The organism is Paracidovorax cattleyae (genome assembly GCF_900104515.1).
In the GTDB taxonomy this organism is placed as follows: domain Bacteria; phylum Pseudomonadota; class Gammaproteobacteria; order Burkholderiales; family Burkholderiaceae_C; genus Paracidovorax; species Paracidovorax cattleyae.
Genome location: NZ_FNJL01000012.1, coordinates 100,535 through 114,734 on the forward strand (window position 1 = coordinate 100,535; position 14,200 = coordinate 114,734).

A 14,200-nucleotide genomic window follows, 5' to 3' on the forward strand; every position below is an offset into this window, starting at 1 on the left:
TTTACAGGCTCTGCCTCATTCTGGAAAAGTCGATCAGAATAACACAGCGCTCTCCATCGCCCAAAAGCCGCTCATCCCGGCGGATGGGCGTCACATAATGGGAAACGCGGGGATCGTGCACTACGAAACTTTCGAGAAAATGGGACAACTCGAAGCTCGCGAGAATCTGCCTTTCCGCGACCTTTTCCAGCGGCAGGCCCCGGGCGTCCACGGTGCCGATGTAATTGACACCGCCGGCCGTGCTTTGCGTCCTGCGCGCCAGGTGCGCGAATGTGAACGGTTCCCCATCCTGGTGGAAGCAGTCCGGGGAACTGATGCCGAGGTCCGATGCCGCCCCCGAGCATATTTTCACGAAATGGACGCCGAAATAGATGGGCGACCTGCGGTCGGTCTCGGACCAGAAGGTGTGGGAGAAATCGTCCCTGACGAGATCGCAGAGGAAATCCGTCGATTTCATCAGCTCTCCGAGGGCATGGAAGTACCGGATGTCGGGATGTTCGGGGTTGTTGCCCCCCTGGTCATAGCCGGATCGCGGCGTGCCGGTGTCGTCGTGCACGGGCGGGATCCAGTGGATGTCCACCTCTTTGGTCCAGGGCAGGATGACGCCGTTCGCGTAGCGCCGGAACCGTTTCACTTCGGCAGGGGCATAGCAGTCATGCTCCAGCTGCTCGAATTCGCGGTAGAGGATTTTCAGTTCACCGGAATCGCAATCGATCTGCGGGACGAAATGGCAATAACCCAGTTCTTTCAGTTGATTCTTGATCATCGGATGCACGTGATTTGAATTCCTTCGGCAATTCGGATACCGCCGGAGAACCGACGGGATGCGGAGCATGCCATTCATTTTTCGCAATGCCACATTCCGGATGGGCATGGAATGCTTTGAATCGCTTTTATCGCTTATATTCCTCCCGCCTTCTGGAACGGGAGGGATTTTACGGAGGCTGACCATGCAGGGGAATGGAAAAGAAAAGCCCCGATCACGTGAATCCCTAAATAAATTAGAAATTTTTATTCTTTGCCTAATTTTTTAAAATGGACCATATCGATCGGAATCTGCTGGTGGCGCTGCACCAGAATGCCAAGACCACGGTCAAGGCACTGAGTGCGCGGGTGGGGCTGTCGCAGCCCAGTTGTGCGGAACGGATCAAGCGGCTGGTGGAACGCGGCGTGATAGAGAAATTCTCGATCCAGCTGTCGCCGAAGGCCATCGGGTTTCCCATCTCCGCCATCGTGCGGGTGCGTCCTTTTCCCGGGGAGGTCGCGCGGGTCGAGCAGGTGATCCGCGGCATCGCGGAAATCGTCCAGTGCGACAAGGTCACGGGAGAGGACGCGTTCTTCTGCCGCCTGCACCTGCGCAGCGTCGAGGAACTGGACGAGTGCCTGGGCAGAATCGCTCCCTACGCCACCACGAGCACGTCCATCGTGCGCTCCATGCCGGTGGCCAATCGCCTGCCGCCCCTCGGCGGGCCGCCCCCCGGCCCCTGACCGCGGCCATGGGCCCCGACAGCGTCAGCTCCGCCGCAGGGCATCGACGGCCTGCCGGAGATCTTCCGCCCACACGCGCCGGTCACGGCCCGCTGCATGCTCGGGCGGCCCATAGTGCACGGTGGCCGCCAGGCCGTCGGCGCACAGCACGCGCCAGAGCGAAGCCACCAGCGTGTCGTCGCCCACGTAGAGGGCGGCCGCGCTGGGCCGGCCCGTGGCACGGTCGATGAACCGCAGGCCCACGGGCTGCACCGGCGCGTCGGCGAGCACCGCCGCCTGCAGCAGGTTGGCATGGAAGGGCAGCAGTTCCGCTCCGTCGCCCGTCGTGCCCTCCGGGAACACGCCCAGCACCTCGCGGCGCGCCAGCGCATCCTGCATGAGGCGCACGATGCGCATGGCGTCGCGGCGCGTGCTGCGCTCGATATAAAGCGTGCCCGCGGCCGTGGCGAGCCGTCCGATGACGGGCCAGCGCTCCACGTCCGATTTCGAGATGAAGCGGCAGTGCCGCGCGGCGTGCATGACGGTGATGTCGAGCCAGGAGAGATGGTTCGCCACCAGCAGCACCGGCCCCGCGGCAGGCGGGGTGCCCCGTATCTCCAGTTCGATGCCGATGTGCGCGAGCAGCGCGCGTGACCAGGCCTGCACGCGCGCGTGCTGCTCGTCCGGGCCCATGCGGGGGAACCGCAGCAGCACCGTGGCCAGCCCCGCCAGGATGTGCATCAGGAGCCGCAGCAGGCGCGCCGCCGCGCGCAGCGAGCGCATCAGCCGCGCTCGAACGCGACGATGCCGCCCACCAGCGTCCAGCGCACGCGGCCCGGCAGCTCGTAGCCGGAGAACGGCGTGTGCCGCCCCTGGCTGCACAGCGCCCCGGGTTCCACGGTCCAGGCGGCCTGGGGGTCGAACACGCAGAGATCGGCCACGCCGCCCTCCACGAGCCGTCCGGCGCTGGCGGCGAAGGTGCCGAGCGCGGAGCCCAGCACGCGCGAGGGCTCGGAAGTCACCGTGGCGAACGCCCGGTCCAGCGGCACGCCATGGTCGCGGGACCACTTGAGCGCGATGCTCGCCAGCAGCTCCAGCCCCGTGGCGCCGGGCTCGGCTTCGGCGAAGGGCAGCGTCTTGGCATCCTCGTCCACCGGCGTGTGGTCGGAGACGAGCGCATCGATGGTGCCGTCGGCCAGCGCGGCCAGCAGGGCGTCGCGGTCGCGCTGCTGGCGCAGCGGCGGCGACAGGCGGGCGCGGCTGTCGAAATAGCCGATGTCGGTGTCGGTGAGCAGCAGCGAATTGATGCTCACGTCGCAGGTCACCTGCAGGCCCTCGGCCTTGGCCTGCCGCACGAGCTGAACGCCCGCCGCGCTGGAGAGGCGGCAGAGGTGTACGCGCGCGCCGATGGGCTTGAGCAGTTCGAAGATGGTGTGCAGCGCGATGGTCTCGGCGGCCACGGGCACGCCCGACAGGCCCAGCCGCGTGGCGAGCGGCCCGCTGGCGGCCACGCCCTTGCCCAGGTGCAGCTCCTGCGGCCGCAGCCAGACGGTGTAGCCGTAGGTGGCGGCGTACTGCAGCGCGCGCTGCAGCACCTGGGTGCTGGCGAGCGCCACGTCGGCCTGGCCGAAGCCCACGCAGCCGGATTCGGTGAGTTCCGCCATTTCGGTCAGCACGTCACCGGCCAGGCCGCGCGTGAGCGCGCCCAGCGGGAAGAGGCGTGCCCGGTGCAGCTTCTCGGCGCGGAACTTGAGCATCTCCACCAGGCCGGGCTCGTCGAGCACCGGATCGGTGTCGGGCGGGCACACGAGGCTGGTCACGCCGCCGGCCACGGCCGCGGCCATCTCGGATTCCAGCATGCCCTCGTGCTCGTGCCCGGGCTCGCGCAGGCGGGCGGCGAGGTCCACCAGCCCCGGCAGCACGACACAGCCCGTGGCGTCGATCGTGCGCGCCGGGTGGAAGTCCTGCGGCGCGCGGCCCATCGCGATCACGCGCCCTGCAGCGATGGCCACATCGACGTTCTTGTCGAACCCGCTGGCCGGATCGATCACCCGGCCGTTCTGGATCAGTATCTTCATCGTTTAAGCCTCATTCCCCGCGACGATGGACATCACTGCCATGCGCACGGCGATGCCAAAGGTGACCTGGGGCAGGATCACGGCCTGCGGCCCATCGACCACGGCGGAGTCGATCTCCACCCCGCGGTTGATCGGTCCGGGGTGCATGACGATGGCATCGGGCTTGGCCAGCCGCAGCTTCCCGGGCGTGAGGCCGAAGCTCTTGAAGTATTCCTGGCTGGAGGGCAGCAGTGCGCCGCTCATGCGCTCGTTCTGCAGGCGCAGCATGATGACCACGTCGGCATCCTTGATGCCTTCTTCCAGCGTGTGGCACACGCGCACGCCCATGTGGGAAAGGTCGCCGGGCACCAGGGTGCGCGGGCCCACCACGCGCACCTCGGGGCAGCCCAGGGTGGTCAGGCCGTGGATGTCCGAGCGGGCCACGCGCGAATGCAGCACGTCGCCCACGATCGCCACCGTGAGGTTGGAGAAATCCTTCTTGTAGTGGCGGATGGTGTACATGTCGAGCAGCCCCTGCGTGGGGTGCGCGTGCCGGCCGTCGCCCGCATTGATGACATGGACGTGGGGCGCCACGTGCTGCGCGATCAGGTAGGGCGCGCCCGATTCGCTGTGCCGCACCACGAACAGGTCCGCCGCCATGGCCGACAGGTTGGCGATGGTGTCCAGCAGCGACTCGCCCTTGCTGGCGGACGAGCGCGCGATGTCGAGGTTGAGCACGTCGGCCGACAGGCGCTTGGCGGCGATCTCGAAGGTCGTGCGGGTGCGCGTGCTGTTCTCGAAGAACAGGTTGAACACGCTCTTGCCGCGCAGCAGCGGCACCTTCTTGACCTCGCGGTCGTTCACCGACACGAAGTTCGCCGCCGTATCGAGGATGTGCGTGACGATGCTGCGCGGCAGGCCTTCGATGGACAGCAGGTGGATCAACTCGCCGTTGCGGTTGAGCTGGGGGTTGCGCTTGGAAAGCACGGCGTCAGGCCTCATGGACGTGGAAGTGGAAGGCGCCGCCGTCCGCGCGGGCCAGCGCCAGGGACTGGGTGCCGGGCAGCGCCACGCGCGCCGCGGCGAACTCGGCCTGCACGGGCAGTTCCCGGCCACCGCGGTCCACCAGCACGGCAAGCCGCACGCGTGCCGGGCGCCCGTAGTCGAACAGTTCGTTGAGCACCGCGCGGATGGTGCGGCCCGTGTAGAGCACGTCGTCCAGCAGCAGAATGTCGGCGCCGTTCACCTCGAAGCCCAGGCGGGTCTGGGCGCTGGCCGCCATGCCGCGCTGGAAGAAATCGTCGCGGTGCAGCGCCGACGACAGCACGCCGGCCTCGCCCGGCAGGCCCAGGTCCTGCTGCAGGCGCTCGGCCAGCCAGGCCCCGCCGGACGCGATGCCCGCCAGCTGCGTCTGCGGCGTGCGCAGCGCACGCACGCCGGACAGCAGTTCGCGGTAGAGCGCCTCGGCGTCGAGGGTGAGGGCCCCGGCCGGGGCGGAAGTTGGCGTCGGAGTCATGGAAGTTGCCTCAAGAACTGCTCCAGGATGATGCAGGCCGATGCGGCATCGGCATCTTTCGCGCCGCCCGCGCGGGCCTCGGTGGTGCTGTAGCGCTCGTCCACCTCGAACACCGGCAGGCCGAAGCGGCCGCGCAGTTGCCGCGCGAATTTCAGAGCGCGCGCGGTGTTCTCGTGCGCGGCCCCGTCGGGGTGGTATGGCACGCCGACGACGAGCGCATCGGGCTGCCACTCGCGCAATCGTTCGGCCACGGCGGCGAAGCGTGCATCGGCACCCTCGGCGCGGATCGTGGCCTGCGGGCTGGCGGTGCGCAGCAGGCGAGAGCCCACCGCGACCCCGGTGCGCCTGGCACCGAAATCGAAGGCCAGGAAGGACTGGAGATGCGCCGGAACGGCGAGGGGTGCGGCGGCTGGGGCGGCAGGCAAGGGGTCCGGCATGGGACCGCTCATGCGTGGCCCGCCTCGGGCGAGAGCATCCAGGACTGCAGCCCGAGCAGGGCGAGGGCGCGGTCGTAGCGCTGGCCCACGGGCGTATCGAAGATCACGGACAGGTCCGCCCCCACGGTGAGCCAGCTGTTCTCGGCCAGTTCCGACTCGAGCTGGCCTTCGCCCCACGAGGAATAGCCGAGAGTGACCAGCACGCGCCGGGGGCCGGCGCCGGTGGACAGGGCCTCGAGCACGTCCTTGCTCGTGGTCATCTCCAGCCCGCCGGGAATGGACATGGTGGAGGCGTAGGCGGACTCTTCCGCGCCTTCGCCGTCGCCCTTGGCCCCGCCTTCGCCCGCGGAGGGCTTGCCGCCCCCGGAAGAAGGGCCCATGGCCTCGTGCAGCACAAAGCCGCGCTCCGTCTGGACCGGGCCGCCGCGGAATACCGGTTCGAGCGACAGGTCTTCGCGCCGCAGCGACAGGTCCACCTTGTCGAACAGGCCCTTGAGGCTGAGGTCGGACGGTTTGTTGATGATGAGCCCGAGCGCGCCGCGCTCGCTGTGTTCGCACAGGTACACGACGCTGCGGGCAAACGACTCGTCTTCCAGTCCCGGCATGGCGATCAGGAAGTGGTGCGTCAGGTTCATGGGCGCAGAATCGGCAGGCATCCCGCAATTTTAACGACGATCATGGTGTCCACTTTTTCCTCAGGCCTGGTCTGGTTCCGCCGGGACCTGCGCAGCGACGACCACGCGGCGCTCTACCACGCGCTGCGCCGGTGCAGCCAGGTGCATTGCGTCTTCGTTTTCGACACGGCCATCCTGGATCCGCTGCCGCGGGCGGACCGGCGCGTGGAGTTCATCCGCGAATCGCTGGTGCAGCTCGACGCCTCCCTGCGCGCCCTCTCGGGCCACCGCCACGGCGGGCTGATCGTGCGCCACGGCGTGGCCGCGGAGGAGGTGCCCGCGCTGGCCGTGCACCTGGGCGTGCAGGCAGTGTTCGCGAACCACGACGACGAACCAGCCGCCCTGGAGCGCGACGACCGTGTCCGCCATGGGCTGGGCGCGGGCGGTGTGCAACTGCTCACTTACAAGGACCACGCCGTCTTCGAGCGCGCAGAGGTGCTGACCCGGGGCGGCACGCCCTACACGGTGTTCACGCCCTACAAGAATGCCTGGCTGCGCAAGGTGGACGCGTTCTACCTGAGCGCCTATCCCGTGGAGCGCCATGCGGGACGGCTCGCGCCCCGCCCGGAAGAGGAACGCGGCGGCGTGCCCGCGCTGGCCGACATCGGCTTCGAGCCCGCGGGACTCGACCGCCTGCCCCTGCCGCCGGGCATGGAGGGCGCGCGCACGCTGCTGGACGATTTTCTCCAGCGGATCGACCAGTACGGCGAGGCTCGCGACTTTCCGGCCGTGAAGGGGCCGAGCTACCTCAGCGTGCACCTGCGCTTCGGCACGCTGTCGCCGCGGCGGGCAGCGCGCGCCGCACACGAACGCATGCGCCAGGGCAGCACCGGCGCTGCCACGTGGCTCAGCGAGCTGATCTGGCGCGATTTCTACTTCCAGGTGCTGGCCCACCATCCGCAGGTGGCCGGTGGCGCCAGCTTCAAGCCGGCCTACGACGCCATCGCCTGGGAGGACGGCCCGGGAGCGCAGGAGCGTTTCGCCGCATGGTGCGAGGGCCGCACCGGCTACCCGCTGGTGGACGCCGCCATGGCCCAGATCAACCAGACGGGCTACATGCACAACCGGCTGCGCATGGTCGTGGCCAGTTTCCTGGTGAAGGACCTGGGCGTGGACTGGCGCCTGGGGGAACGCTACTTCGCGGAAAAGCTCAACGATTTCGACCTGTCCGCCAACAACGGCGGATGGCAGTGGGCCAGTTCCAGCGGCTGCGATGCGCAACCGTATTTCCGCATCTTCAACCCGGTGAACCAGAGCCGGAAGTTCGACCCCAAGGGCCGCTTCATCCGCCTCTACCTGCCCCAGCTGGCGGGGCTGCCCGACCGCGGTCTGCACGCCCCGTGGGAGGCCGGTCCGCTGGAGCTGGAGGCCGCCGGCGTGCGACTGGGCGACAACTATCCCCATCCCATCGTGGACCACGACGAGGCGCGCCAGCGGACGCTGGCGCGCTATGCGGTGGTGAAATCGGAGGCGGCGCCGGCCTGAGCGGCCGGCCCGCGTCAGCCGGTGGTGGCCTCCGCCAGCACGGCTTCCTCGCCCTGCCCGGCCGCGACAGCGGCTGCCGCACGGGCGTAGTGGTGCACCAGGCTCAGCAGTTCCTCGTCGGAATACGGCTTGCCCAGGTAGTGGTTGACCCCCAGCTCCGCGGCATGCTCGCGGTGCTTCTGCGCGATGCGCGAGGTGATCATGATGATCGGCAGCTCGTGCAGCTCACGGTCGGCGCGGATGTTGCGCGCGAGGTCGAAACCGTCCATGCGCGGCATCTCGATGTCCGAGAGCACCACGGCCGGCCGCTCCTCCTGCAGCCGCTCCAGGGCCTGCAAGCCGTCGGCGGCGAGCGCCACGCGGTAGCCCTCGCGCTTGAGCAGGCGCTGCGTGACGCGGCGCACGGTAATGGAATCATCCACCACCAGCACCAGCGGCACCAGGGAGGCCTGCGCGATCGGCGAATCGCTGCCGCCCACGGCGCCGGCAGCCGCCGCCGGCACGGAGCCAGGCTCCACGGATGCAGCCAGGGGCGCGGCCATCTGGGCCCGCACCTGCTCGCCGTACACGGTGGCGAGCGCCACGGGGTTGTAGATCAGCACGACGGCCCCGGAGGCCAGCACCGACATGCCGGCCAGGCCGGGCAGGCGCGAGAGCTGCGGGCCGAGGTTCTTGACCACCACTTCCTGGTTGCCCAGCACTTCGTCCACGTGCATCGCGATGCGCTGCGAGGCGCTGCGCAGGATCACGACCGGCCGGGTGCGGCCGGACGTTTCCAGGCTGCTGGCCGAGGACTGCAGCAGCGCGCCAGTCCAGAAGAAGGGCAGCGCCTCGACGCCATCCTCGAAGCTGCCGGTGCGGTAGGCCTCGTCCAGTTCGCCTGCGCCGGTGCGGCGCACGATCTCCACGAGGTTGGCCGGAACGCCCAGCGTGAGCGCACCCGCGCGCAGCATCACCACCTGCGTCACGGCCGTCGTGAGCGGCAGCACCATGCGGAACGAGGTGCCCTGGCCGGCCTCGGTGGTGGTCTCCACGCGCCCGCCCAGGGCGTTCACCTCGGAGCGCACCACGTCCATGCCGATGCCGCGCCCGGACAGGCCGGTGACTTCGGTGGCGGTGGAGAAGCCGGGCATGAAGATCAGCTGGGCGGCTTCCGCGGGGCCGACCACGGCATCCGGGGCGATCAGGCCCTGGCTGGCCGCCTTCGCGCGGATGCGCTCCAGGTCGAGGCCGGCGCCGTCGTCGCGGAACTCCACGGACACGTCGTTGCCGTCCTGTTTCAAGGCGACGGTGATGGAGCCGGTCGCGGGTTTGCCCGCGGCCGTGCGCGCCTCCGGCGGTTCGATGCCGTGCGCCACGCAGTTGCGCAGCAGGTGCTCGAACGCGGGCGTCATGCGGTCGAGCACGCCGCGGTCCATCTCGATGGAGCCGCCCGCGATGTCGAGCTTGATCTGCTTGCCCGTCTCCTTGGAGGCCTGGCGCACGACGGCGTAGAGGCGCTCGGAAATGCCCTCGAACTCCACCATGCGGGTGCGCAGCAGGTCACGCTGCAGTTCGCGCGCCTGCCGTCCCTGGGCGATCAGGTCGTCTTCCGCGCCTTCCATGGTGCGCTGCAGGTTGCGCTGCACGGTGGCCACGTCGTTCACCGACTCGGCCATCATGCGGGTCAGTTCCTGCACGCGGGTGAAGCGGTCGAATTCCAGCGGGTCGAAGTCGGCCGAGGAATCCTTCGACAGCGCCAGCCGCGACTGCATCTGCGTCTCGGCCTGCACCTCGATGTCGCGCAGCTGCTGGCGCAGGCGCTCCAGGTTGCCCGTGAGATCGGCCAGCGAATCCTTCATCTGCGCCATGCGGGCATCCAGGCGGGAGCGGGCGATCATTACCTCGCCGGCCTGGTTGACCAGGCGGTCCAGCAGTTGGGCGCGCACGCGCACCGACTGGCTCGACACCGGCCGGGCCGCCGTGAGCTGGGATGCGCCCGGCAGGGCCACGGCGCGGCGCGGCGCGGCGGCCGGAGCGGCTTCTGCCCCCATGCCGGCGGCAGCGGCAGCCAGACCTTCCGCGGCCAGCGGCTCCACCGCCACGGGCTGGGCCAGCCCCTGGGCACCGATGGTGCGCAGGGCATCGAAGCTCGCCTGCAGGCCGTCGAAGGACACCAGCAGCGGCTCGATCGCCTCGGCGCTCGGCGCTTCCGAATCCACCTGCTCCACGGCCGATTCCAGCCGATGGGCCATCTCGCCCAGCCGCATCGCGCCGGCCAGGCGGGAGCTGCCCTTGAGCGTGTGCAGCGCGCGCAGCGCCTCGTTGCGGGCGCCCAGGTTCTCCGGCCGGGCCGCCCACTGGCGCAGCGCGGCGCCCAGGGCAGGCAGCAACTCGATCGCTTCTTCCTCGAAGATCGGGAACAGGTCGGGATCGATCACGTCCAGCGCGTCGATGTCGTCGTCGATGTCCGTGGCCACGGGTTCCGGGGCGCGGATGCCGGCCTGGGCCGCATCCTGCGCGTGCAGGGGCACCGACAGCGCGGGCGCCACATGGCCGCGGATGGCGGGCACTTCCGGGGCGGCCTCCACTTCGGGCCCGGGGCCCGTCCCGGCGCGGACTTCGGCTTCCGCGTCCGCAGGGCTGCCCTGCCGGGCATCCGCCGCTTCGCCGGCAGGAACCTCCCAGGGCGCCGGCACGATCTCGGACTCGAGTATCTCGCGCAGGTCCGCCAGGATCTGGGGATGGGGCTCCTTCAGAAACCCGGCGGCGAACTGGTGCAGCAGGCGGCGGATGTCTTCCGACGCCGCCATAAAGACGTGCGCCTGCTCCGACGTGCCCTGCGGCTGCAGCTGCACGTGCTGCAGGGCATGCTCCAGCGCGCGCGCCATGTCCGACAGCGCCTGGAAGCCCACGGTGGCGGAGCTGCCGGCCAGCGAGTGGGCGAGCGCCACGGCCGTGTCCGGCAGCGGCTCGTGCAGTTCCAGCGACCACTCCTGCAGGCAGGTCACGAGGCGGCGCGACCACTCGTCCGCTTCGTTGAGATAGACGTTGTAGAGGGGGATGCCGATGCGCAGGGTCTCGATGACCTTGACGGCCTCCTCCGGCGACTCGGCGCCGAGCGCCTGGTCCGCCCCGGTCTCCGCCAGGGATTCCTGATCGGGCTCGTGCCCGGGCTCGGGTTCCGGTTCGGCAGCCACCGCATCATCGGCTTCGGCTGAAGGTACGGCTTCCGGCAGCGGCGCGGCATCCGCCGTGGCGGGCTCCTGCGCGGGCTCCGTCGGCAGGTCGGAGGCATCGGCTGCGGCTTCTTCCAGCGCGGGAAGACCCGCATCCGGGCCGCCGATCGCTTCGGCCGCCGGCAGGTCCGTTTCTTCGGCGGCGGCAGCTCCGTCCACGAGGGCGTGCCCCGGCGCAACGGCAGGTTCGTCCTCCAGCGACAGATCGGGCCAGGCATCTGCCGGCAGGTCCGCCAGCGGCTCCGAGGCATCGGATGGCACGTCGGCGTCGGGGAGAAGCTCCGCCTCCGCCAGCAGATCGGCCAGGGGCGGCATGCCCGCCGCCTGCAGAGCCGCATCGGGCGAGGAAGCGTCGGGAATGTCCGGCAGCGGCATATCGTCCTGCGCGGAAGGCAGGGCCGCTTCAGCCGGCTGGCCGGCGGCGCCCTCGGCCAGCGCCTCGGAGAATGCCGAGAAATCGATGTCTTCGGCCAGGTCTGCAGAGGGCACTTCCGCCGGGGCATCCTCGGGGAGCGCGTCCATGCCCGCATCGGGCACCGGCGGCAGGGTTTCCGCGAAATCCAGCGGCGCCTCCAGCGGCACTTCGTCCGCCGCGGCCACCCCGGAGGGGAAGTCCAGATCCAGGTCCAGATCGAACGCAGGGGCCGCATCGGCCACGGCTTCGGGCTCCGCCGCAGCATGCCCTGCCGCGTCCTGGCCCTCGGGATCCAGGGACAGGGCGGGTTCCACCGCGTCGGGTTCCACCTCGGCGGCTTCCACCGCAGGAATGCCGGCAGGCGCTGCCTCTTTCGCCGGCACGTCGGCGGCCACGGCCTCCGCGGCCGCACCCAGCCCAGCCCCAGCCGCCACGGCGGCACCGGCCAGCGGCAGGTATTCACCGCGCTCGCGCATGGCCTGAGCGGACTCCGCGAAGCTGCGGGGCGCCCAGCCCCCGGCCCGGCCCGCGGCGATGTCGTCCGCCCAGCGGCCGAAGGCGCGCAGTGCCTCTTCCGACAACTGCAGCATCGGCGGCTGGATGGGCTTTTGTTCCGCCAGCCAGGCGTTGAGCACCTGCTCCATCGACCAGGCGGCCTCGCCGAATTCGTCCAGGCCCACCATCCGCGAGCTGCCCTTGAGCGTGTGGAAGGCACGCCGCAGCGTCGTCTGGCCGCTCAGGTCGGCGCGCTCTGCGCGCAGCCTTTCGACCGCCTCCAGGCCATTGGCCACCACTTCGCGGGCTTCCTCGAGGAAGATGTCCAGCAGTTCGCCTTCGTCGTCGTCCTCGTCCAGGGCAGCCGGAGCCACGGCGGCGGGCACGGGCGCCACGGGCTCCGCACGGGGCGCCTCGGGTGCGGCAGGCCCGGCGGCGGCGAGGGCGTCCGCAGGGGCGGGCAGTTCCGCGGGCACGGCTTCCAGTTCGTCTTCGATCGGCGGCTGTACCCGGTCCGGAATCGGGGGCAGCGGGGCGGGCAGCGGCGAGCGCGCCTCGATGTGGGCTCCCTGCTCTTCGGGCAGGTCGCCGGCGCGGGTGCGCGTGCGTCCCATCAGGATGCGGAGTTCGCCCGCTTCCTCGTCATAGATGAACAGCTTGCGCGCCATGGTGCGCTGGTAGCTGAGCATGTCGATGAGGAAGCCCAGCGCGCCCAGGTTGCTGCCGAGTTTCTCGAAGACCGCCTGGCGCTCTTCCTCCGGCACGTCGCCCCGCAGCAGCCGCTCGACGGTGTCGCGCATGTGGACCACGGCCAGCGAGGCCTGGTCCAGGCCCAGCACGGACAGTACGCCGCGCATCTGCGCGAGGCGGCTGGGCACGCTGCCGAGCACCGGCAGGTCGCCGGGGCTGCGGAAATACTGGTCCAGCGACTTCTCGACCTCGCCCAGGGTCGCGCGCAGTTCGTCCACCACGCTGCCCATGGTCTGGTGGTCGCTCACGCGGCGGTAGAGCTCCTCCATCCAGGGCTCCAGCGGCGCGGATTCGCCGCCCGCGGCCACGCTGTCCAGCCGCTCCGCGAGCCGGGTGGCGCGGTCGGCCATGTGGTCCTGGGCGTTTTCCAGCTCCTCGAAGGAGGCCTGGAGGTACAGCACGGCCGTGGCGACCTCCATGGCCAGCGCAGGCAGCGGCGGCTCGCCCGAGCGGACCGTGGAATCCACCGCGCGCGACAGCGCACGGGACAGCGGCTCGCTGCCGGGCTGCAGCTTGGCCAGGGAATCGCAGACCAGGCTGAACTGGTCGGCCGCGGGCTTGAGCTTGTTGCGGTCGCCGCCGGCCAGGGCAGACCAGGTCTCGGTGGCCGCGGCGATGCGCTTGCGCGCCTGGGCCAGCAGCGCCGGATCGTAGAGCCCGAAACGCGGGGTGGAATAGTCCACCGGCCGGAAGCGCTCGAGGCCGAAGGCCTGGCGCACGGCATGCAGCACGGAACGGTCGGCGGGCGGCGCCTCTTCGTCGGCCGCGGGCCGGGCCTGTGCGCAGAAGAAGAGCAGGTCCTGCACCAGGCGGTCGGCGACCGTGGGCTCGCCCCGGGCCAGCGTGGCGTACTGCATGAGCACGCGCGAGGCCACGCGCTTGACGTACACGTCCGGCACGATGCGCCCCTGCACCAGGGCCTCGAAGAAGCCGGCGCAGATCTTCCAGAAGGCGCGCGCCTGGCGGTCGGACTGCCCGGACACGAAGCCCAGGCAGATGTCCTGCATCTCGCGCGCGGCGGCCAGGTCGCCGGAGCGCACGATGCGCAGCACGGCGGCGTCCAGCCGGCTGCGCGCCTCGACGCCGTATTCCAGGGGTGCGGCATCGACGACGAAGTCGGGTTCGCGGAACCGCCGCTCCACAGGCCACAGGTCCGCGGGATGCACCCGCTCGGCGCCGGTCAGGGCCTGTGCGTCGCGGTATTGTGGGAACAGGGCCACCGGCGACACCTGCTTGCCGGCCAGCACGCTTTCCAGGTATTCCACCAGCGCGAAGCTCGCGCGCTCGATCACGGCGGCGGCGTCGTTGCTGCACAGCTCCGGCCGCTGCACGAATTTCTGCACGGCCGCTTCCATGGAACGCAGCACGAGGGCCGGGGGCCCCATGCCCACCATCTCCAGCGCGCCGCTGGCCTGGTGCAGCTGCTGGCGCGCGATGCGCAGGGCTCCGGCGTCCAGCGAGGCGAGATCGGATTCGCGAGCGGCCTCGGCATCGCGCACGAAACGGCGCATGGCCTTGACGGCGCCATCGAGCGATTTGCGCAACTCGTCCAGCACCCAGGCCAGCGGCCCGAGATCCTGCTCTCCCTGGCTCCAATCCGCGGCCGTTGCGTTTGCGGCGTCAATAGGTGACATGAATTCGTCCCCGGCTCCGCGAGCCGTTTCGTTGATGCTAGCTGGCTGCAGG

At 70.1% G+C, this 14,200-nt stretch carries 10 protein-coding genes; 2 read left to right on the plus strand and 8 right to left on the minus strand.

Features of this window, described 5'->3' with window-relative positions:
* Window position 1: 1 nt before the first annotated feature.
* Complete coding sequence (locus BLR05_RS11875; RefSeq protein ID WP_092834683.1) at window positions 2–766, minus strand: 2OG-Fe dioxygenase family protein; 765 nt, start codon at window positions 764–766, stop codon at window positions 2–4.
* Between the two features lie 269 nt (window positions 767–1,035).
* Between BLR05_RS11875 and BLR05_RS11880 the strand changes: the two genes are divergently transcribed.
* Window positions 1,036–1,488: an Lrp/AsnC family transcriptional regulator gene (locus tag BLR05_RS11880; protein ID WP_092834684.1), complete on the plus strand. Its 453-nt coding sequence runs from the start codon at window positions 1,036–1,038 to the stop codon at window positions 1,486–1,488.
* A gap of 24 nt (window positions 1,489–1,512) precedes the next feature.
* Here the strand turns inward: BLR05_RS11880 and BLR05_RS11885 are convergent, their stop codons facing one another.
* Genes BLR05_RS11885 through BLR05_RS11910 form a run of 6 tightly spaced genes read right to left on the minus strand, consistent with a single transcriptional unit; the run spans window position 1,513 to window position 6,133 of the window.
* Window positions 1,513–2,250: a lysophospholipid acyltransferase family protein gene (locus BLR05_RS11885; RefSeq protein ID WP_092834685.1), complete on the minus strand. Its 738-nt coding sequence runs from the start codon at window positions 2,248–2,250 to the stop codon at window positions 1,513–1,515.
* Entirely contained in the window at window positions 2,250–3,545 is a 1,296-nt protein-coding gene (locus BLR05_RS11890) for a dihydroorotase (protein ID WP_092834686.1), read from the minus strand. Before BLR05_RS11890 ends, BLR05_RS11885 begins: the two co-directional genes overlap by 1 nt.
* A 3-nt stretch (window positions 3,546–3,548) precedes the next feature.
* Window positions 3,549–4,511, minus strand: a complete 963-nt coding sequence (locus BLR05_RS11895) for an aspartate carbamoyltransferase catalytic subunit (protein WP_092834739.1) — start codon at window positions 4,509–4,511, stop codon at window positions 3,549–3,551.
* Window positions 4,512–4,515: 4 nt separating this feature from the next.
* On the minus strand, window positions 4,516–5,040 hold the full coding sequence (gene pyrR, locus BLR05_RS11900) for a bifunctional pyr operon transcriptional regulator/uracil phosphoribosyltransferase PyrR (RefSeq protein ID WP_092834687.1): 525 nt from the start codon (window positions 5,038–5,040) through the stop codon (window positions 4,516–4,518).
* On the minus strand, window positions 5,037–5,489 hold the full coding sequence (gene ruvX, locus BLR05_RS11905; RefSeq protein ID WP_092834688.1) for a Holliday junction resolvase RuvX: 453 nt from the start codon (window positions 5,487–5,489) through the stop codon (window positions 5,037–5,039). The genes pyrR and ruvX overlap by 4 nt, the downstream gene beginning before the upstream one ends.
* The gene (locus BLR05_RS11910; RefSeq protein WP_092834689.1) at window positions 5,486–6,133 is read right to left on the minus strand and encodes a YqgE/AlgH family protein; all 648 of its coding nucleotides are present in this window, start codon (window positions 6,131–6,133) and stop codon (window positions 5,486–5,488) included. Before BLR05_RS11910 ends, ruvX begins: the two co-directional genes overlap by 4 nt.
* 21 nt (window positions 6,134–6,154) lie before the next feature.
* Here BLR05_RS11910 and BLR05_RS11915 point away from each other — a divergent pair, with 21 nt between their 5' ends.
* Window positions 6,155–7,636 (plus strand): cryptochrome/photolyase family protein, encoded by a 1,482-nt coding sequence (locus BLR05_RS11915; RefSeq protein WP_092834690.1) that lies wholly within the window; start codon window positions 6,155–6,157, stop codon window positions 7,634–7,636.
* 14 nt (window positions 7,637–7,650) lie between these two features.
* Here the strand turns inward: BLR05_RS11915 and BLR05_RS11920 are convergent, their stop codons facing one another.
* The gene (locus BLR05_RS11920) at window positions 7,651–14,148 is read right to left on the minus strand and encodes a FimL-related protein (protein ID WP_092834691.1); all 6,498 of its coding nucleotides are present in this window, start codon (window positions 14,146–14,148) and stop codon (window positions 7,651–7,653) included.
* Window positions 14,149–14,200 lie beyond the last annotated feature (52 nt).

Excerpts from the sequence above, each read along its gene's own strand:
- BLR05_RS11875 (WP_092834683.1), bottom strand. The coding sequence starts at position 766 with ATGATCAAGAATCAACTGAAAGAACTGGGTTATTGCCATTTCGTCCCG.
- BLR05_RS11890 (WP_092834686.1), bottom strand. The coding sequence starts at position 3,545 with ATGAAGATACTGATCCAGAACGGCCGGGTGATCGATCCGGCCAGCGGG.
- BLR05_RS11910 (WP_092834689.1), bottom strand. The coding sequence starts at position 6,133 with ATGCCTGCCGATTCTGCGCCCATGAACCTGACGCACCACTTCCTGATC.
- BLR05_RS11920 (WP_092834691.1), bottom strand. The coding sequence starts at position 14,148 with ATGTCACCTATTGACGCCGCAAACGCAACGGCCGCGGATTGGAGCCAG.
- BLR05_RS11880 (WP_092834684.1), top strand. The coding sequence starts at position 1,036 with ATGGACCATATCGATCGGAATCTGCTGGTGGCGCTGCACCAGAATGCC.
- pyrR (WP_092834687.1), bottom strand. The coding sequence starts at position 5,040 with ATGACTCCGACGCCAACTTCCGCCCCGGCCGGGGCCCTCACCCTCGAC.
- ruvX (WP_092834688.1), bottom strand. The coding sequence starts at position 5,489 with ATGAGCGGTCCCATGCCGGACCCCTTGCCTGCCGCCCCAGCCGCCGCA.
- BLR05_RS11915 (WP_092834690.1), top strand. The coding sequence starts at position 6,155 with ATGGTGTCCACTTTTTCCTCAGGCCTGGTCTGGTTCCGCCGGGACCTG.
- BLR05_RS11885 (WP_092834685.1), bottom strand. The coding sequence starts at position 2,250 with ATGCGCTCGCTGCGCGCGGCGGCGCGCCTGCTGCGGCTCCTGATGCAC.